The sequence below is a fragment of the Brevibacillus massiliensis genome, assembly GCF_000311785.1.
GTDB lineage: Bacteria > Bacillota > Bacilli > Brevibacillales > Brevibacillaceae > Brevibacillus_C > Brevibacillus_C massiliensis.
On sequence record NZ_HE978535.1, the window covers coordinates 518,135 to 536,701 of the forward strand.

Sequence of the window (18,567 nt, forward strand, 5' to 3'; positions counted from 1 at the left end):
AGGTAATGACGAGAAAACATGAAACAGGAATGGGGATTATCGATGGCACAGGTAGAGAGACACGGACACGGCGGCGATTTGTGGTCTGCCGGGGAAATATTTGGGGTAAATCCACTAGAATTGCTTGATTTTAGTGCCAATATCAATCCCTTGGGGCCGCCGGACGGACTTTTTGCAAGGCTGGTACAAGCCCTGCCGGACATCACCCGCTATCCCGACCCCACCTGCCGGACATATCGCCGCAAGCTGAGCGGACATCTGGGGGTAGCGGCGGAACAGCTCCTCATCGGCAACGGGGCGGCAGAATGCCTCCAGCTTGCGGTCACGGCACTTTCTCCGAAGCGCGTTGGATTGGTATATCCGTCTTTTTCCGAATACGAAAGCGCAGCGAGAAAAGCCGGCTGCGAGATACTTCCGCTGTATACGAGTGCAGAACAAGATTTTTTGCCGGAATTGGATCAGCTGCTCGCCTTGATCGGCAGATCAGACATGGTATTTCTGGGACATCCCAACAACCCGACAGGCAACCACCTGCCGCTTGCCGCGCTGTTGGAAGCCGCCCGGGCTTGCTCTGAGCACAAGACATATTTATGCGTTGATGAAGCGTTTATCGATTTTTTGCCTGATGGAGAGGAGCTCTCGCTGCTCTCTCGGTTAAATGATTTTCCGTATCTGCTAGTATTTCGCTCTTTGACGAAAATGTATGCGGTTCCGGGGCTTAGGTTGGGCTACGCGGCGGCTGCCGAATCGGTGATCACCCGCATGGCCGAGAAGCAGATTCCCTGGAGCGTCAACCATCTGGCACAGGTCGCCGGAGAATACCTGCTTGAGGCCAAGGATTTTATCGCAAGGTCACAGCAGTTCGCAGCCGCGCAGCGTGAGAGATTGGCTGCTGGCCTGGCGCGAATACATGGCGTACGGGTCTTTCCGAGCCGGACGAATTACCTGCTGCTTTGCGTGAGCGGGGTATCGTCATATGAACTGCAGCAGCGGCTGGCGGCACATGGCCTGTTGATCCGAAATTGCAGTATGTATCCCGGGTTGGAGGACGGCTACGTGCGGGTGGCCGTCAAAGGGGATGCGGAGAACAGGCGTCTGTTGGACGCATTGACCCAGGCGCTTGAAGGAGAGAGGTAAATGAGCATCTTGTTTGTCACGGGCGGAATCCGCTCCGGCAAAAGCGCGTTTGCCGAACAGCTGGCTGCAAGGTCCGGCGGTGACTCGGTCTTGTATGTCGCCACCGGGCAAGCGTGGGACGAGGAGATGGCCGAGCGGATCAAAAACCATCAGGTGCGCCGTCCGGCAAGCTGGCAGACGCGCGAAGAGCCGCTTGCTTTGTCCGACATTGCGACGAGCTGGATCGATGTGCATACCGTGTTGTTGGAGACGTTGTCCGGATGGGTGGCCAACCTGCTGTTCACCTATCCAGAAGAGAAGTGGGGGAGCCGGCAAGCTGCCGGCGAGATCCGCCAACGGGTAGAGAAGTTCTTGAAGCAATGCGAGTCGTCTGGGCACACCTGGGTGATTGTCAGCGACGAAGCCGGCCTCGGCGGAGTCGCGGCGACACCCCTGGGCAGGGCCTTTCAGGATGCCGTTGGAGACGCGAACCAACAGGCGGCAGCCCTGGCTGAAGAAGTCTATTTTGTGGCGGCAGGTCTACCGCTGCTGCTGAAGGGAAATAAGGAGTAGATTGTGCAAATGAATGCCTTTCTGCAGGCTTTGACGTTTTTGACCAGGCTGCCGGTGCGATTTCGTCCGCAACCGGAGGCCTGGCCGCGCAGCACCGCCTACTATCCGCTGGTCGGCCTGATCATCGGTCTGGCGATCTGTTTGTTCTCATGGGTCAGCCACTTGGCTTTTCCCTCCTTTTTGGCCAGCGTGATTACGCTGGGCGGTTGGATTTGGATCACGGGCGGGCTTCATCTCGACGGATTGATGGACGTGGCTGACGGGATCGGCTCCGCACGCTCCCGCGAGCGAATGATCGAGATCATGAAAGACAGCCGTGTCGGGGCAATGGGCGTGATCGCAGCGATTGCAACACTGTTGGTGAAAGGAGCGGCCCTCGATGGCTTGGCTGCGGATGCGAGCGGGTATCTCCTCCTTGCTGCCATCCCGCTCTTGTCTCGGACCGGTTTGCTGCTTTCGATCCGTCACTGGCCGTACTTGCACGAACAATCGGCCGGCATGGCCCGTTCCCTCAAAGCGGGACTGACTTTGAAACGCTATGCGGCTTCCCTTTCCCTTGCCGTCTTGGCTGCATGGCTGCTGACGGGATTTTGGGCAGGGCTTGTATTTTTGCTTTGTTGGCTGCTCTTTGCCTGCCTGTTCAACCGGATGATCACGGCCAAGCTGGGCGGGCTTTCCGGGGATGCGTACGGTGCATTGGTAGAGGGAAGCGAAGCTGTGCTGCTTGCGATCGGGGCCGCTTATCTGCATCTCGGGGGGAGCGTCGGATGGTGACGCTGATCTGGGCCCGGCACGGGGCCACGGCGGAAAATTTGCAGAAGCGCTACATTGGCCACCTGGACGTTCCGCTTTGCGAAGGGGGCAGAGAGCAGGCTGCAAGGCTTGCCGGCCGGCTTGCAAAGTGCCGCCTCAGTGCCGTGTACACCAGTGACTTGCGGCGGACGGAAGAGACAGCCGCGATCATCGCCGCCTGTCATCCCCGGCTTTTTGTAAGCAAAACGCCGCTCCTGCGCGAATTGTCGTTTGGCCAATGGGAAGGATTAACATACGACGAGATTGTCCGGCAGGATCCTGATTTGCTGACGAGGTTTTACGACGATCCTTGGACCAACCCGCCGAACGGCGGCGAGTCGCTGGCCCAGCTGCAACAAAGGCTGGATGCTTTTATGCGGCGCCTGCTCGCCAGGCACCGGGAAGGCACCGTACTGATCGTCAGCCACGGAGGGGTCATTCGGCTGTTTTATGCTTTATACCTGAAGCGGGATCGCAGTCAACTGTTCGCGTTATCCATTCCGCATGGCGAACTCCTCCGGTGTACGGCGCAACAAACCTCTGGCGGCTGGCGGTATTCCTGGTGAACATTTCAGCAAAATCTAGAAAGAGTAACCAGCGGCAGGAAATGACCTTCCATGTGTTGAATTTTTTTGTTGAAAGCTGCTGCCTGTTCCGGGCAGACGGAGGTTAGCACAGATGAATGCACAAGTCCCGAAAAAAGTACTCAATAGTCTGGTACATTTTCTGGCCCCGTACGAGCAAGCCGTAGAAGAATTAAAGCTGAAACTGAAAGGGATCAAATACGGTTTTTTAAAAAGCGGGCGATATTCGCCGATTGAATTCGTCGTCGGACGGGTAAAGAAAATGGACAGCCTTTTGAAGAAGGCGCGTGAAAAAGGAATCGATTTTCACCGCGACACCTGGGCCCAGGAGCTTGCCCAGGAGATAACGGACATCGCCGGACTGCGAATCGTCTGCCGCTACATTGACGACGTCCGTGAGGTACTGGCGCTGCTGCATGAACGGGAAGATCTCGTCATACACGATGTGAAGGATTATATTTCCAACCCGAAAGAATCCGGATACCGCAGTATCCATATGATCGTTTCCTACACGGTGTATCACGGCAGCGACAAGAAGACGCTGTTTTGTGAAATTCAGATTCGCACGCTTGGCATGAATTTTTGGGCGACCAATGAACACGAGCTGCGGTATAAGTACGCCGGAAATATGCCGGAACACGTACTGAGGCAGCTAAATGAAGCGTCCACCATCACCCACCAACTGGATGAGCTGATGAACAGCCTGCGGCAGGAAATCCTGGCGCCGGCGCCGATCGATACGTCGATGGAAGAAAAACTGGAGGAGATTTTCTCCTTGTTTGTCAAGCAGGATGTGGAATCAGCCGAGAAGATGTACCGCGATCACCTCAGCGGCTACGAAGAGGCATTCCGCGACAATCCCAAATTCCAAATGATTTACGAATTGATCGGAAAGCGGTTTGGCAACCGATAACAGCTGAAAAAAGCCTCTTCTGTCCACAGAAAAGGCTTTTGGCTTGCTATACCAATTTTTCCGGGTTTAACAGCCGGTCGAGCTGTTCGAGGGGGATGGCAGTGTCCCGGGCGGCCACTTCCCTGATCGTTTTTCCCTCGGAGTAGGCGGTTTTGGAGATCGCCGCCGCTTTTTCATAGCCAATGGCCGGATTCAAAGAAGTAGCCAAGGCTAAACTATGTTCAACGTAATACCTGCACCGGTCCTCGTTGGCGGTCAGCCCGTCGATGCACCTGGTGCGGAAGACTTCGATTGCATTGGCCATGATACGGATCGATTGCAGCAGATTGTAAGCGATGACAGGCATCATGACGTTGATCTCCAACTGAGAACCCATGCCTGCCGTTGTAATCGTCGCATCGTTTCCGATCACTTGACTGCAGACCATGTACATCATCTCGGGTATTACCGGGTTGACTTTTCCCGGCATGATGGACGAGCCGGGCTGTACGGCAGGAAGCTGCAGCTCGGCGAGGCCGGTGCGGGGACCCGACCCGAGCAGGCGGATATCGCTGGAGATTTTGATCAAGTGAATGGCCAGCCCCTTCAAGCTGTTGCTTACCGTTATCGCGGCAGACGTATTTTGCATAAAGGCGAAACGATTGTTCGGCTGGTGAAATGGCCGACCCGTCCGTTTGGCAATTTCCTGCACGGCGTACCCGGCGTAGTCAGGGTGGGCATTAATGCCCGTCCCGACCGCGTTGCCGCCAATTCCGATGGCGAGCAAGCCTTTGCAAGCGTGTGCGAGATCGTCGCGGCATTTCGACAGGGTGGCAGCGTAGCCGCCAAACTCTTGCCCCAAACGGATCGGCACCGCGTCTTGCAAGTGGGTCCGTCCGGATTTGATGATCGGAAAAAACTGCTCCGCCTTGGCAGCAAGTGAATGGACAAGCTGATCCAGCGTGGGCAGTAGCTGTTCCTCAATACTGGCGAGCGCACTGATGTTGATCGCAACGTGGATCGTATCGTTGGTGGATTGAGCCATGTTGACGTGGTCATTGGGGTGAATGCGGGAAAAGTCCCCGCGGCTTGTCGCTCCCAGCAGTTCACCCGCTCGATTGGCGATGACCTCGTTCGCGTTCATGTTTTGGGAAGTGCCGGCTCCGGCCTGGAACGCGTCGACGACAAACTCATCGTCCCACTTCCCATCGATCACCTCTTCTGCTGCCTGCACGATGAACTTGCCAAGTTCTTCAGGCAGCGCTCCTACTGCCATGTTGGCCTGTGCTGCCGCAGCCTTGATAATTCCCTGTGCCTTGATGAATTCCCGCGGCAAACGAAGTCCGCTTATCGGAAAATTTTCCACCGCGCGCTGGGTTTGCGCGTCGTAGTAGACATTCGCTGGAACCCGGACCTCGCCAAGCGTGTCCCTGCTCACTCTGTATTCCATGAATACAACCACCTCTCGAATAGGGTTTTTCCTATTCTTTGTAACTTGTCCTTGGCTATGTAATATTGGTAAAGTGTTTTTTGACTCACAAGAAAGGATTACAGACCAATGCGACTACTCTTACTCAGTCTATTTCTGTTTGCAAACCTGTTTGCTTTTGTGCCGGGCGGGGCCGTACACGCGCAAGGCGACGACCAATTGACCCCGGAGAAGATCGACGGACAATCAGCTATTTTGATAGACGGCACCACCGGGACCGTTCTGTTTGAAAAGGATCCCGACGTTCCGATGTATCCCGCCAGCATCACGAAGATCGCCACCGGGATTTACGCGATTGAAAACGGCAATCCTGACGATATCGTCACGGTATCGAAACGGGCCCGCAGCGAAGAGGGCACACGTGTCTACCTCGCAGAAGGCGAGCAGGTGACGCTGCGAAAGCTGGAATACGGACTGCTGATGAACTCGGGCAACGATTCAGCCACAGCCATCGCGGAACACCTGGCGGGGAGCAACGAAGCCTTTGCCGAGAAGTTGAACGAGTTTTTGAAAGAGAAGGTCGGAGTGACCAAAACTCATTTTACCAATCCTCACGGGCTGCACGATCCCAACCATTACACGACCGCGTCGGATATGGCCAAGATCGCCCGCTACGCGATGAAAAACCTCACTTTCCGGGAGATCGTCGCGACGAAGACCCTGCCGTGGGACGGCAAGGAATGGAAGACGACGATTGTCAACCACAACCGGCTGCTCTGGGATTACGAAGGGGCGACGGGGATAAAAAACGGGTTTACGGACGAAGCGATGCACACGCTGGTCATCTCGGCCAAGAGGGGAGATACCGAGCTGATCGCTGTCACGTTGAAGGCAAGCTCGAAGCAGGCGACGTATCATGACACGATGAGCATGCTCGACTACGGCTTTGCCCATTACGAGACGAAAAAGGTGGCAGATGCCGGGGAGTCGTACACGATGAAGTCGGTCCTGCCGGATCAGCAGCCGCAGATCTTCTATACGGATGAACCGCTGTTCGTGACGGCGCCAAAAGGGGAAAAACTGGAGACAGAGGCGGCAGTCAACGGAGATTTGATCGTCCGGGGAGATTCGGGCTTTACCGCAACCCTGCCTCTGAAGCAAAAGCAGCAGCCCGTCGTGCAGGCGGCACCACAACCCGCAAAACAGGGAAAAGTGTCCCTGCTGCCCCATTACCTCCTTTTCTCCACCTGGCTCTTGCTAAATCTGCTGCTCGTCGCCTATACCTATCTGCGGGTCAAACGCAGACAAAGAGAGCGGCTGTCGATGAAGGCGCAGCTTCATCAGATGCACAGGCGTGCCAACTCTTGAAACACGACAGGTTCCTGCACGCGGGAACCTGTTTGTTTCTTCCATTTTACTCCTTTCCTGTGCTAAAATATAAAAGGTTTCATGCAGTGGACTTGTACAAGCACCTGTCGATTTCCTTTTCCATGTCCTTCACCAATGCGAGGTGACCTAATTGGAATACACGATAACGAACGTGATTTTACTTTTTGCCGTCCTGCTGGTGATCGCTGTCATTACCACGAAATTTTCCTCCCGTTTAGGCCTTCCGTCTCTTGTTTTTTTCATCGCTGTTGGCATGGCCCTCAATCACTACATCTACTTCGATAACGCCTACCTGGCCCAACTGTTTGGAATTTTGGCCTTGATCGTGATTCTGTTTGAAGGGGGCCTGACAACCAAGTGGTGCCACGTGCGAAAAGTGCTGGTCCCATCCGCTTCGCTCGCGACGGTCGGGGTCATCGTCACGACGCTGATCATCGGTTTTTTCGCGACCTACATCCTGGAGCTGGAATGGCTCGAAGGACTGTTGTTCGGGGCGATCGTCGGTTCAACGGATGCCGCTGCGATTTTCGCCGTCCTCGGGAACAAGAATATCCGCACCAAGCTGAAGGCGACGCTGGAAGCAGAGTCCGGCTCCAACGACCCGATGGCGATTTTTCTCACGGTATCGTTTATCTCTCTCATCCAGTCTCACGAAGTGAATTTCCTTTCTTTGGTGTTGAGCTTCTTCTGGGAAATGGGCATCGGCCTTGTTTTGGGGCTGCTCTGGGGCAAGGTAGCCGTCTGGATGATCAACAAGATCAACCTGGATTCGTCGGGACTCTACCCGGTGCTGTCCTTGGCCTTGGCTGTGCTGACGTACAGCACGGTTTCCTTCGTTCACGCCAGCGGACTGCTGGCCGTTTACGTGATGGCCATTTTTGTCGGCAACTCCGATCTGACCTACCGGACTTCCATCATTCGCTTCAACGAAGGTTTTGGCTGGATGATGCATATCCTGATGTTTATCCTGCTCGGGTTGTTGGTGTTCCCCAACCAGCTGGTCAGCATTGCCTGGCAGGGAATGGCCCTTGCGCTTCTGCTGATGTTCGTGGCCAGACCGATCGGGGTGTTTTTGTCGATGATGTTCATGAGATACTCGTTTCGGGAGAAAGTGTTCATCTCGTGGGCTGGATTGCGGGGAGCTGTACCGATCGTTCTCGCTACCTTCCCGCTGATAGCGGGGGTGGAGCACAGCCAGGTGATCTTTAATGTCGTTTTCTTCGTCGTCTTTACCTCGGCTCTGTTCCAGGGTGCGACCATCTCTCCGCTGGCGCAAAAACTGGGGTTTACCGGGGAAAAAAAGCCGCCCGCGCCGCACAGCCTGGAGCTGGTATCGATCGGCAGGACCAACAGCGAGATCGTCGAAATTACGATCGAAGAAGGGTCAGCTGTTGTCGGAAAGGAGCTGCGCGAGCTTGAGCTCCCGGAGGAGACGCTGATCACCGCGATCATCCGCGGCAATAAAATCGTGACACCCAGAGGAACGACGTCTCTGCAGGCGGGAGACATCCTCTACGTGCTGGTCACAAAGGCTCAGCGGGAAACGGCCAAACAAATCATTCTCGAAGGCTAGGAGAGAAATTGTTTACGGCTGCACAGCGGGAAGCTTTACGTGCACATCTGCCCCGCCGGCAGGGGGAGAGGAGATGGATATCGTGCCCCCGTGTGCTTCGACGATTGAATTGGCGATCGCCAGGCCAAGACCGCTTCCGCCCTGTTCCCGGTTGCGGGAGGTTTCCACGCGAAAAAATCGTTCGAACAGATGGGGAATCTTCTCCTCGGGTATGCCAATCCCGGTGTCGATGACATGCAGATGGATCCACCCCGCATGGCGATGGGCGGTTACCCGCACTTCGCCTTCTCTTGTATACTTGCGGGCATTGTCCAACAGGATATCCAGCAGCTGGCGGATTTTTTCCTTGTCGACCGGGGCAGTAAGCGGCTCTTCCCACTCAAAAAACAGCGCTACCTGTTTGGTATACACAGGGGACCAGGCCAGCTTCGTCTCCTCCAGAATGGGAACAAGCGACTGCAGCTCTATGTGATAAGCCTGCACGGAGCTGTTTTGCAATTTGGCCAGACGGAGCAGGTCGTCGATCAAGCGAAACAGGCGGGTGCATTCATGGCTCATCGCCGCCAGGGCTTCTTCCCGCACATCTTCCCGTTCCTTGCCCCATCGCATGAGCAGGCGCAAGTACCCTTCGATGATCGTCAGCGGCGTACGGAACTCGTGGGATGCGTCATCGATAAACTGTTTTTGTTTGGTCATGGCTTCCTCTACTCGCTTGAGCAGCGTATTGAAGGCGACAATCAGCTCATCGATCTCCACCATTTTTGAGGTCACCGCGATCGGGTGGATCAACTGGTATTTGTTCATCGTATGGATTTGTGAGATAAAGCGGGTGAGCGGACGGAGGCCAAGCTGCGTCAACCCGTAGCTGCCAAAAACCGAAAAAGCGAGAATGCCGATGGAAGCCAGTGACAGGGTGATGAGCAGGTAGTGAAAAAACGGCAAAAAGGGCTCCAAGCTTTGCAGAATCGTGATCTGCAGGGGACCGCTGTACCCGGGCAGGTTGATGGTTTGGCTGGTGACAAGCACATTCCAGTAAGTTTTTTTTTGGCTCTCTTTCCAGCTGACACCAGGAAAGGCAGCCAGGACTTTCCCTTCTGGTGATAGCAGGAGGATGGACTGATTGACATCCGAATAGAGCGACAGTGTCTGTGTCAGGTCGGCGAGCCCAAACACCGGATTTTCAATCATCGCGGCGGTCAGGTCGCTGCGGATCGATTGACCCTTTTGCTCCAACAGCCGCTGTTCGTGCTGATTAAACAGCTGTGTCGTGTTGATGTAAACAAAGATGGAGAAGCTGAGCAAAAAGACAAACATTCCACAGGAGAGAAAAAAGGTCAATCTCCAAGCGAGTGATCGGTGAGTAGGAAATAATCTGATGGCCATCAACCAAAACGCCCTTTCTTCACTGCGGCTTTCAGGTTACTCGCGGAGGGAGTATCCGACCCCTCTGATCGTATGGATGAGCTTCGGCGCGTTGTCCCGCTCGATTTTCCCTCGCAAATAGCGAATGTAGACATCTACCACATTCGTATCCCCTGTAAAGTCAAACCCCCAAACGGCCCGCAGGATCTGATCGCGGGACAGGGCTTGTCCCTGATTCATCGCCAGGTACAACAGCAGGTCAAACTCCCTCGGAGTCAGTATGATCTCCTCATCGCGAAAGACCCTCCTCGCCTGGGGAGAGATAACGAGATTGCCGATGACGATTTCTTCCAGCTCTTTTTGTTCCTGCCGGCGAATATGGGCCCGGATTCGCGCGAACAATTCTTCAATTGCAAATGGTTTCGTTACGTAGTCATTGGCTCCGCTGTCCAAACCGGCGACCTTGTCCGGAATCTCGCTGCGCGCAGTCAACAGGATGATCGGCACGCTTTTGCTTTCGCGTATGCGCCTGCACACCTCGAGTCCCGACAGTTGAGGCAGCATGATATCGAGCAAAATCAGATCGTAGTCGTTGTCCAATGCCTTTTGAATGGCGCTCAGGCCATCGTGGGAAACCTCTACTTCATACCCCTCATGGGTCAATTCCAGCTCGAGATATCTGGCCAGATTGGCTTCGTCTTCAACCAGCAGAATGGAGCCTTTTGATGCTTCAGACATAGGTAACCGCCTCGATTTCGTCTCCATGTTTTCAGAGGTAGTATGGCCGATTATCGGAAAATATTGCATGGCATTCTCAGCAAACTTTAATTTGGCTATTAAGCCAATCTCATTTTCCTCCGGTAACATGAAATGCGTGAACACAAACATACCATTCAAGGGAGATGAGAATATGAAAAAAAGGAACTGGAAAACAGGTACTCTGATGGCTGTCTTGGTGGGGGCTTCCTGCCTGATGACGGGACAAGCTTTCGCCGAATCAAACGGCTCTTATCATCACGAAGGCTCCCATCACTACAAATACCAGATTCAAAAACAGGGGCAACAGGATCGTCAAGAAGAGAAAGACGACGACATCATTGATGCGAATTCATCTTACTGGCAAATCGTTACACGGCCTGACGAAGATGTGCAAGATTCTGACATATCGAATGTAGACAATACATCCAATTCGGTCGAAACCGATAACCCGCAAACGCCTGCTGCAGCTCCTCAGGCAGGTCAAGATTCATCCGCGCCGTCCACCAACTCCACACGAAGTGCTGTCAAGGCGCCGCAAAACACCCTCGGCGAACAAATCGTTGCGGCCGGCAAAAAGTACCTCGGGACGCCGTACAAGCTTGGCGGAGGCCGCCGCGACAAATCGACCATGGACTGCTCCGGTTTTACGATGGTAGCCTACAAAGAGGGAGCCGGCATTGACCTGGGGAAAGGCGGAGCGAGATCCCAGTACAAACAAGGGACTCCGATCGCCCGTAAAGACCTGCAGGTAGGGGACCTCGTCTTCTTCTCCACGAAGGCAACCATGAAATATCCGGCAGGTTCGATCAATCGGATTGGACACGTCGGGATTTACGCAGGAAACAACAAAATCCTGCACACGTACGGCAAGCCAGGCGTTACATTCAGCAGCATGGCAAGCGGCTGGTGGGATCAACACTATGTCGGTGCCGTTCGCATCATCAAGTAAATAGGCAAAAAAAGCGTACAGCCAATTCCCGGGCAACTGGGGATTGGCTGTTCTCATGGCGTCTCCTCCAGGCTGCAACCGCAAATGTGCAAAGATTGGTCCAGGTTGGCAGCAGGGAATAATTGCATTTTGGGTGTATTAGGTATAAACTATTGGATAGATGAATCGCCATTCCTTAATGTCAAAAGCAAGAAGGTGGAAACAACTCCAAACCGAAAAACAGCCGTGGAAGGGTTCCCCACACCCAGTGTTTCTGAGGCTTTGGAGAAGGGAAGAAAAGAGGACAGGTTATGTTTCAAGATGATGCAGTTGGAAGCAGTATGGTTGGATTGACGTTGTCTAGTTATTTTTTTGGAAGATGAATGGCGGAAATTTCAGACAAAACAAACAGTTGATTGCATTCTGCAAACGAAATGATTTACGAATATATGCAAGGAGATGCAGCCTAGATGGACCGTTCGCTTGAAATCGTGATTAGCGAAGCAAAAAAATCAATACCAGAGCCTGAACAACTTGGATTCGGAAAGTATTTTACGGATCATATGTTTATTTTGGATTACACAACGGAAAAAGGGTGGCATCAGCCGCGAATCGTCCCTTATCAGCCGATCACCTTGGACCCGGCCGCTAAGGTTTTTCATTACGGTCAGACCGTTTTCGAAGGGTTGAAAGCATATCGGACCAAAGAAAACCGGATTCTCTTGTTTCGACCGGAGATGAATATGAAGAGATTGAATCGTTCGAATGATCGCTTGAGTATTCCTCCGCTTGACGGAGAATTCTTGATCGAGGCTTTGAAAAAATTGGTGAGCATAGACAAGGAATGGGTTCCGGCGGCGGAAGGCACGTCCCTGTACATCCGACCGTTTGTCATCGCCACCGAACCGACGCTTGGCGTCAACCCGTCAAACCACTACAAATTCATGATCATCATGTCGCCAGTCGGCTCGTATTATGAAGAAGGCATTCATCCGGTTAAAATTTATGTGGAAGATCATTACGTTCGCGCCGTGCCAGGCGGGACAGGAGCGGCAAAAACGGCTGGCAACTACGCAGCCGGCCTCAAGGCGCAAGAGGGAGCGACCGATAAAGGGTACTCGCAAGTACTGTGGTTGGACGGCGTTGAAAGAAAGTACATTGAAGAAGTCGGAAGCATGAACGTCTTCTTTAAAATCAACGGAGAAGTCATCACCCCGGCTTTGAACGGAAGCATTCTGGACGGGATTACCAGAGATTCTGTCCTGCAGCTGCTCCGGCACTGGGGCGTTCCTGTATCGGAACGGAGAATCTCGATGGAGGAACTGCATCAGGCTTATGAAAACGGCACGTTTGAAGAGGCGTTCGGGACGGGGACCGCTGCCGTCATTTCGCCGGTCGGCGAACTGTACTGGCAGGGGCAAAAAATGGTCATCAACAACGGACAAACGGGCGAATTATCGAAGAAGCTGTACGACTCCTTGACAGGCATACAAAACGGCACACAGCCCGATCCTTTCGGCTGGACCATTCCGGTGGAGTAAGGCTGGAGAAAAGACAAAAGCAGTCTGGAGCTTTTTAGGTCCGGCTGCTTTTTCTTATAGGATAAAGAGAGGGGGTTATGTTGTGAAGGCGTTTCGTACACTTCTTGCGGAACAGACGGATCCTGGCATCTTGCGGATCACCTTGAATCGGCCGGAGAGATTAAACGCCATCGATGAAGAAATGATCACAGAATTGCATCATGCTGTAAGCGAAATTGAGAAGGGCTGCCCCGAAACGTATCGCGCCGTCATTCTTTCCGGAGCAGGCCGCGGGTTTTGCAGCGGAGGGGATCTGGCAGCGTTTCAGGCCAAAACGCAGGAGGATAAAAAAGCCCTGAAGACGTATATCTCGAAGTTCCACTGGTTTGCCCAACGCTGGTATGAACTGCCGCTGCCCACCATTGCCTGTTTGCACGGGCATGCAGCAGGCGGCGGGGCTGCCCTTTCGCTGCTTTGTGACATCCGTCTGGCCGCCCCCGATACGAGCATCCGCTTTTCGTTTTCCCGGATGGGTCTCATTCCTGATCTGGGTTCGCATTACCTTCTGCCGCAGCTGCTGGGGAGAGCGAAAGCCCTGGAGTTATTGTATCTGGGCACGCCTGTTGCGGCCAATGAAGCACTTGACATGGGGTTGGTCAACCAGGTTCTGCCCGCAGAGCAGTTGGAGCAGCGGGCGATGGAGATGGCACAGCAGCTGGCAAGCGGTCCCTTCGAAGTATTCAGAATATGCAAACAACTGTTGCAGCAAGGGATGAACTCCTCGCTGGCCGAGGTTCTGGAGCTGGAAATCATGCACCAGACGAATCGGTTTAAAAGCGAGGAGTTTCAAATCGCTTCCCGCCAATTTTTCGGGCTGAAGAAGTAGGGCTCAGAGCTTGCGTCTATCATTTGGGGCCATATGATCACGCATCGCGTGAATGCCCTCCAGGAACGCATCAAGCAGCAGTTGAAAGCTTTTATCCAGATCCAATGGAAGGCCGAACCCGCCCTTCTGCTCCAGCGACGCGAAGCCGTGGAGAATGCTCCGCAGGCCGCGCACGGCGTGGAGGGCGGCATCGTCTGCCAAGTCATAAGCGCTTAGGATGTCTACGATCAGCTCGACGATTCTGCTTCCTGCATCCGCTGCCTCCGGGTCGCCGGGATCGGCTGCGCGCAGGGTGAGCTCGTAAAGCCCGGGGCGGGAGCGTGCGAAGGCCAGATACGCCTTGCCCAACGCCCGGACAGCATCGTCGCCGGAGTGATTTTGCACCGCGTGACCCAGCTTCTCGTACAATCGTTCCAACCCGTAGACGGACAGCTTTTTGCGCAATCCCGGCAGACCGTCGATATGGTTGTACAGCGATGGGGTGCGTATGTTCAATTTCCTGGCGAGCAGGGCGAGCGTGACGTTCTCGAAGCCATGTGTGTCGGCGAGCTCCGCGGCCGCTTGCAGCAGGGTCGTCTGATCCAATCCGATTCTAGGTGACATGCTTCATGCTCCTTTCCCGTTTTTTAAGTGAGGGTTCTTTCCGCTGCTTGGATGGCGGAGTCGATCGCTTTGAGCGGATCATCCAACATCCGCCCGTGGCCGACAGCTAACAGGGTCGGGCGGCACTCTCGCAGTTTTCGCGCGCTTGCCAGTGCCGCTTGCTTGTTCCACGTCGCCAAGGCAGGAAAGGGGAACAGCGGTTTGATCTGCCCGGATACGGCTGCGCCGCCTCTTGTCTGCATGGCGTCACCTGCGATCAAAGCCCGGCTGCGCGTATCGAGGAACGCCATCGACCCCGGCGTATGTCCCGGTACGGCTACCGCCAACAGCGAACCCACCCGATCTCCGTCGGCGAGCGTCACGTCTGCCCGCGTCTTCAGCTTTTTGGGGACCCCGCCGCGGATTGGCGTGTTCGGTTCTCCGGGATCGAGGGAAACGTCCCCGGACAGTAAGCGGGCGTCGCGGGCGGAGATGTAGACCGGAACATGCGGGAGCGTTTCCTTCAGCGCGTCAAGCGATCCGACATGGTCGTCGTGGGCATGGGTCAAGACAATCCTGGTGATCGGTTTGCCGATCTGCCGAGCCGCCTCGACAATCCCGTTCTTGCTAAATGGCAGGGCAGCGTCGATCAGCGTGAGCCCGTCATCCTGTTCGACCAAATAGCAGTTGACTGGAAAAAACCGGGGCAAAAACGAAAGCTGGTAAACGGATCCCATTCGGGTGATTTTCATAGCAGGACAACCTCATTCCAAAAAACTAATGTCGTTAGTTTAATTTAAACTAATGTTATTAGTTTTTGCAAGCAAAAACTGCACAATCGACCCCAAAATAGCGAGGTAGAGAACAATCCCGATCGACGCAGGGTTGATGACGAACTTGGAGACTCCAGGGTGACGCCTGGGCCATGAGCAGCCCGGCAAGCGTAAAGCGGATGCCGACGAGCAGCAGCGGGGAGATGTAGGCCAGGCCCAATTTTCCCTCTGCAAAGGAAGAACCCATAAGGGAGGTGGCAAGGAGGACAGGCATTCCGTACAAGACAGGGTTCATACATTCCTCCTCAGCATGTATCATGATACGGCAATTGTATCATCATTACGATTCGGTTAAGATCGAAGTATGAATGTTGTTTCAGGGGGGCGGGATATGGGGGCAAATCCCAATATTGCCGAAATAGCGGGGCTGATCGGTGACCCGTTACGCGTCGCAAACCGGTGAAATCCTTCCGCGAGTCAGAGCAGCTGCACGCCCTGCAATTTGCCCGTACCTGTTACGACCATTTGGCCGGCAAAAATCGGCGTTGCCCTGACAGACCGGCTGCTGGAATTGCGGCTGATCAAGGAATCCGGCAAGGATTACCTCTTATGCGAAGCCGGCAAGAAGCGATTGCAGGATTTTGGCGTAGATGTAGAAGGGAACCCGAAAAGCCGTCCTTATTTTGCCCGCCAATGCCTGGACTGGAGCGAGCGCCGGCACCATTTGGCAGGGAGCTTGGGGGCTGCCCTGACAAGACGGCTGTTGGAGCTTGGGTGGATCGAGCATTTCCCGGACGGACGGGCTATGCTTGCAAGATCATCCGATGAATAGGAGGAAAGGCGATGTTGGCGGATATTGAAAAGGCGGAGAACGGTTATATCGCGCGATTTGAACGTCATTTCAGGCATTCGGTCGAGGAGGTCTGGGCGTTTCTGACAGAGAACGAGAAACTGGCAAAATGGTTTTCCGAGCTGCAGGTTGAAGATCTTCGCGAAGGCGGGCTGATCAAGTTTGACATGCAGGACGGCACCTTTGCGGAAATGAAGATACTTGAGCTTTCCACGCATTCTGTTTTGGAATATACCTGGGGTGACGACATCGTTCGCTTCGAGCTGTATCCGGAGGCAGACGGCTGTCTGTTGGTCTTCATTGAAAAAATCAAAGTGATGACGGCTCATACCCCAAAAGATCTGGCCGGCTGGCATGTATGTCTCGAGGTCATTTCTGCCCTGTTGGATGGCAGAACAGTGGAGTCCCGCAAGGCTGAATGGGAAAAATGGTATGAAAAATACGTTCGGGCAACAGCGGAGGTCTCATAGAAAAAAGTCATGCGGATTGGATCCGACGTGGAGGTGACAGGCGTGTCCTCAATACTTATCGTTGATGACGAGCCGCAAATACTGGAGATTCTCTCCTCTTATCTGAAGAAGGAAGGGTATCATGTGATGACTGCCGAAAACGGGCGAGAGGCGTTGGAGCTGGCGGCAGCGGATCAAGCCGGACTGATTATCCTCGATCTGATGCTGCCGGACATGACGGGGGAAGCGGTATGCCGGGAAATCCGCAAAACTTCCCGCGTCCCCATCCTGATGCTGACGGCAAAAAGCAGTGAAGCCGACAGAATTGCCGGATTGGAGATCGGTGCCGATGATTATCTTGTGAAGCCGTTCAGTCCACGCGAGTTAGTCGCCAGGGTTCGCGCTATTTTACGCCGGACGGGCGATTACCAAGCGTTGAGCGATATCGTCGAATGTGGCGACATGATTGTTTCCCTGCGGAAGAAGAGTGTGACGAAGAGGGGACAGCCGGTGGAGATGACACCGAGTGAATACCGATTGCTGACAACGCTGCTCCGCTATCCGGGCCGCACGTGGACACGGGAGGAACTGGTGGAAGAAGTGCTGGGATTAGGCTTCGAAGGCAGCGACCGGACCATCGATACGCATATCAAGAACTTGCGTTACAAGATTGAGGATGATCCGAGACAGCCTCGCTACATAAAAACGGTGTACGGTCTGGGGTATCGCCTCGACAATCCCGATAAAGTCACCGGGGGGACCAGATGAAAAGCATCTGGATCAGACTGACGCTGGTGTTTATGGCGGTCAGCGCCAGCGGCATCCTCATTTCGACCATTCTCTCAATCAAAGAAATGGACCACCACTTTTCCCTTTATGTACGGGATGTAAATCAGAGACATACGGAGGCGCTTGTCGGCCTTCTGCAGGAAGCATACGAAAAGGAACATGGATGGAAGGATGTCGCCTGTAAGAAACTGGAGGATGTTTCCCGTTTTTTAGGGCAGCAAATGACCTTGTATGACTCCAACAGACAGTCACTCTGCACATTTGGACAAACAGACCGGGATACGTTGTTCAGCGTCAGCGAAGACATAACTCCCATTACAAAAGAAGGCGAAGCGGTCGGATATATTGGCATACGATACGACAATGCAGGGGCCATGTCTTTGGAAGAACATTTTCAGATTGCCCATACCAATGCGATGTGGTGGACGATGACCGCTTTGCTCGTGATTGTCTGCTTGGTCAGCATCTTTACCGCCCGACATTTTACGAAGCCGATTGTCATGATGAGTAAAGCGGCGGTCGCTGCAGCCAGGGGGAATTTTTCTGCGAGGGTAGCGGTCCCCAAGGGCAAGGACGAGCTGTCCAGCCTGGTCGAAACCTTTAATCACTTGATCCGGACTTTGAAGCAGCAGGATGAGCTGAGGAAGCGGCTCACCTCAGACATTGCTCACGAGTTGCGTACGCCGTTAAATACGCTGCTGGCGCAAACAGAAGGGATGATAGACGGGATTTGGGAGGCAACCCCGGAACATCTGGAGGCGACACGCTCCGAGGTCCTGCGGCTTACCCGACTCGTCAGCGACCTGGATCAGGTCATTCAGGCAGAAGCCGGTGCACTCAGCATCTCCTGCGAGGCGGTGGACCTGAACCAGGTCGTAGAAAAGACGGTGAATTCCATGATGGCGGCGTTTCAGCAAAAAGGGGTCATGTTGAGAAGCCAGCTGGCGTCTTTTGCCTGGGTAATGGGTGACAGCCAGCGATTGGCCCAGGTGTTCTCCAATTTGCTGACAAACTCGTTGAGACACACCCCACAAGGCGGCGAGGCAACGGTTTCGGTCAGCAATCAAGGAGGATTCGTTGAAGCAAGCGTAACGGATAATGGCGCCGGAATTCCGCCTGACGATTTGCCATACGTGTTCGAACGATTTTATCGCGGTGATCGTTCCCGCCGCAGGGAAAGCGGCGGCACGGGACTGGGATTGACGATTGTCAAAGGAATCGTAGAAGCCCATCATGGAGAGGTCTTGATCACGAGTGGACCGGGAAGGGGAACAACTGTTACAGTCAGGCTGCCGGCAAAGAGAGAATAGGGCGGGAACGG

At 54.2% G+C, this 18,567-nt stretch carries 19 protein-coding genes and 1 pseudogene; 14 read left to right on the plus strand and 6 right to left on the minus strand.

Features of this window, described 5'->3' with window-relative positions; translation table 11 throughout:
* The first annotated feature begins 18 nt into the window (after positions 1–18).
* The 5 genes from cobD (at position 19) to HGBM_RS02595 (ending at position 3,978) form a co-directional block, all read left to right on the plus strand.
* A complete protein-coding gene (gene cobD / locus HGBM_RS02575) occupies positions 19–1,137 on the plus strand; it encodes a threonine-phosphate decarboxylase CobD (protein ID WP_245552851.1) in 1,119 nt (372 codons plus the stop codon).
* A complete protein-coding gene (gene cobU, locus HGBM_RS02580; protein ID WP_019119539.1) occupies positions 1,138–1,689 on the plus strand; it encodes a bifunctional adenosylcobinamide kinase/adenosylcobinamide-phosphate guanylyltransferase in 552 nt (183 codons plus the stop codon). It abuts the gene before it with no gap.
* A gap of 9 nt (positions 1,690–1,698) precedes the next feature.
* Positions 1,699–2,463, plus strand: a complete 765-nt coding sequence (cobS, locus tag HGBM_RS02585; protein ID WP_019119540.1) for an adenosylcobinamide-GDP ribazoletransferase — start codon at positions 1,699–1,701, stop codon at positions 2,461–2,463.
* Positions 2,457–3,047 (plus strand): histidine phosphatase family protein, encoded by a 591-nt coding sequence (locus HGBM_RS26355; protein ID WP_019119541.1) that lies wholly within the window; start codon positions 2,457–2,459, stop codon positions 3,045–3,047. The genes cobS and HGBM_RS26355 overlap by 7 nt, the downstream gene beginning before the upstream one ends.
* Positions 3,048–3,159: 112 nt before the next feature.
* On the plus strand, positions 3,160–3,978 hold the full coding sequence (locus tag HGBM_RS02595) for a GTP pyrophosphokinase (RefSeq protein ID WP_019119542.1): 819 nt from the start codon (positions 3,160–3,162) through the stop codon (positions 3,976–3,978).
* Positions 3,979–4,024: 46 nt separating this feature from the next.
* Here the strand turns inward: HGBM_RS02595 and HGBM_RS02600 are convergent, their stop codons facing one another.
* Positions 4,025–5,407, minus strand: coding sequence for a class II fumarate hydratase (locus tag HGBM_RS02600; RefSeq protein ID WP_019119543.1), 1,383 nt, complete (start codon positions 5,405–5,407; stop codon positions 4,025–4,027).
* 108 nt (positions 5,408–5,515) lie between these two features.
* Between HGBM_RS02600 and HGBM_RS02605 the strand changes: the two genes are divergently transcribed.
* On the plus strand, positions 5,516–6,754 hold the full coding sequence (locus tag HGBM_RS02605) for a D-alanyl-D-alanine carboxypeptidase family protein (protein WP_019119544.1): 1,239 nt from the start codon (positions 5,516–5,518) through the stop codon (positions 6,752–6,754).
* A gap of 151 nt (positions 6,755–6,905) precedes the next feature.
* Entirely contained in the window at positions 6,906–8,348 is a 1,443-nt protein-coding gene (locus tag HGBM_RS26360) for a potassium/proton antiporter (RefSeq protein ID WP_019119545.1), read from the plus strand.
* Between the two features lie 12 nt (positions 8,349–8,360).
* Here the strand turns inward: HGBM_RS26360 and HGBM_RS02615 are convergent, their stop codons facing one another.
* Entirely contained in the window at positions 8,361–9,731 is a 1,371-nt protein-coding gene (locus HGBM_RS02615; RefSeq protein ID WP_035286209.1) for a sensor histidine kinase, read from the minus strand.
* A gap of 36 nt (positions 9,732–9,767) precedes the next feature.
* Complete coding sequence (locus HGBM_RS02620; RefSeq protein WP_019119547.1) at positions 9,768–10,448, minus strand: response regulator transcription factor; 681 nt, start codon at positions 10,446–10,448, stop codon at positions 9,768–9,770.
* Between the two features lie 172 nt (positions 10,449–10,620).
* On the opposite strand from HGBM_RS02620, the gene HGBM_RS29270 reads away from it, so the two are divergent.
* From HGBM_RS29270 to HGBM_RS02640, 3 genes are all read left to right on the plus strand, one after another.
* A complete protein-coding gene (locus HGBM_RS29270; protein ID WP_019119548.1) occupies positions 10,621–11,418 on the plus strand; it encodes a C40 family peptidase in 798 nt (265 codons plus the stop codon).
* Between the two features lie 449 nt (positions 11,419–11,867).
* Entirely contained in the window at positions 11,868–12,938 is a 1,071-nt protein-coding gene (locus HGBM_RS02635; RefSeq protein WP_019119549.1) for a branched-chain amino acid aminotransferase, read from the plus strand.
* Positions 12,939–13,020: 82 nt separating this feature from the next.
* Positions 13,021–13,803, plus strand: coding sequence for an enoyl-CoA hydratase/isomerase family protein (locus HGBM_RS02640; protein ID WP_019119550.1), 783 nt, complete (start codon positions 13,021–13,023; stop codon positions 13,801–13,803).
* Positions 13,804–13,806: 3 nt separating this feature from the next.
* Here HGBM_RS02640 and HGBM_RS02645 read toward each other — a convergent pair whose 3' ends face one another.
* The 3 genes and pseudogenes from HGBM_RS02645 to HGBM_RS30165 all read right to left on the minus strand — a co-directional run.
* On the minus strand, positions 13,807–14,406 hold the full coding sequence (locus HGBM_RS02645) for a TetR/AcrR family transcriptional regulator (RefSeq protein WP_019119551.1): 600 nt from the start codon (positions 14,404–14,406) through the stop codon (positions 13,807–13,809).
* 23 nt (positions 14,407–14,429) lie between these two features.
* A complete protein-coding gene (locus HGBM_RS02650) occupies positions 14,430–15,137 on the minus strand; it encodes an MBL fold metallo-hydrolase (RefSeq protein WP_019119552.1) in 708 nt (235 codons plus the stop codon).
* Positions 15,138–15,306: 169 nt separating this feature from the next.
* Positions 15,307–15,453, minus strand: a pseudogene (locus HGBM_RS30165) (DMT family transporter); the annotation flags it as partial.
* Between the two features lie 207 nt (positions 15,454–15,660).
* On the opposite strand from HGBM_RS30165, the gene HGBM_RS26370 reads away from it, so the two are divergent.
* The 4 genes from HGBM_RS26370 to HGBM_RS02675 are packed head-to-tail and all read left to right on the plus strand — an operon-like array spanning position 15,661 to position 18,556.
* A complete protein-coding gene (locus HGBM_RS26370) occupies positions 15,661–15,990 on the plus strand; it encodes a hypothetical protein (protein ID WP_218916979.1) in 330 nt (109 codons plus the stop codon).
* Positions 15,991–16,001: 11 nt separating this feature from the next.
* Entirely contained in the window at positions 16,002–16,478 is a 477-nt protein-coding gene (locus HGBM_RS02665; RefSeq protein WP_019119553.1) for an SRPBCC family protein, read from the plus strand.
* A gap of 42 nt (positions 16,479–16,520) precedes the next feature.
* Entirely contained in the window at positions 16,521–17,225 is a 705-nt protein-coding gene (locus HGBM_RS02670; protein ID WP_026074159.1) for a response regulator transcription factor, read from the plus strand.
* Complete coding sequence (locus tag HGBM_RS02675; RefSeq protein WP_019119555.1) at positions 17,222–18,556, plus strand: HAMP domain-containing sensor histidine kinase; 1,335 nt, start codon at positions 17,222–17,224, stop codon at positions 18,554–18,556. The genes HGBM_RS02670 and HGBM_RS02675 overlap by 4 nt, the downstream gene beginning before the upstream one ends.
* Positions 18,557–18,567 lie beyond the last annotated feature (11 nt).

Coding starts and splice junctions, on each gene's coding strand:
- HGBM_RS02650 (WP_019119552.1), bottom strand. CDS start 15,137: ATGAAAATCACCCGAATGGGATCCGTTTACCAGCTTTCGTTTTTGCCC.
- HGBM_RS02615 (WP_035286209.1), bottom strand. CDS start 9,731: ATGGCCATCAGATTATTTCCTACTCACCGATCACTCGCTTGGAGATTG.
- HGBM_RS02620 (WP_019119547.1), bottom strand. CDS start 10,448: ATGTCTGAAGCATCAAAAGGCTCCATTCTGCTGGTTGAAGACGAAGCC.
- HGBM_RS29270 (WP_019119548.1), top strand. CDS start 10,621: ATGAAAAAAAGGAACTGGAAAACAGGTACTCTGATGGCTGTCTTGGTG.
- HGBM_RS02595 (WP_019119542.1), top strand. CDS start 3,160: ATGAATGCACAAGTCCCGAAAAAAGTACTCAATAGTCTGGTACATTTT.
- cobD (WP_245552851.1), top strand. CDS start 19: ATGAAACAGGAATGGGGATTATCGATGGCACAGGTAGAGAGACACGGA.
- HGBM_RS02665 (WP_019119553.1), top strand. CDS start 16,002: ATGTTGGCGGATATTGAAAAGGCGGAGAACGGTTATATCGCGCGATTT.
- cobS (WP_019119540.1), top strand. CDS start 1,699: ATGAATGCCTTTCTGCAGGCTTTGACGTTTTTGACCAGGCTGCCGGTG.
- HGBM_RS02645 (WP_019119551.1), bottom strand. CDS start 14,406: ATGTCACCTAGAATCGGATTGGATCAGACGACCCTGCTGCAAGCGGCC.
- HGBM_RS02675 (WP_019119555.1), top strand. CDS start 17,222: ATGAAAAGCATCTGGATCAGACTGACGCTGGTGTTTATGGCGGTCAGC.
- HGBM_RS02600 (WP_019119543.1), bottom strand. CDS start 5,407: ATGGAATACAGAGTGAGCAGGGACACGCTTGGCGAGGTCCGGGTTCCA.
- HGBM_RS02605 (WP_019119544.1), top strand. CDS start 5,516: ATGCGACTACTCTTACTCAGTCTATTTCTGTTTGCAAACCTGTTTGCT.
- HGBM_RS26355 (WP_019119541.1), top strand. CDS start 2,457: ATGGTGACGCTGATCTGGGCCCGGCACGGGGCCACGGCGGAAAATTTG.
- cobU (WP_019119539.1), top strand. CDS start 1,138: ATGAGCATCTTGTTTGTCACGGGCGGAATCCGCTCCGGCAAAAGCGCG.
- HGBM_RS02635 (WP_019119549.1), top strand. CDS start 11,868: ATGGACCGTTCGCTTGAAATCGTGATTAGCGAAGCAAAAAAATCAATA.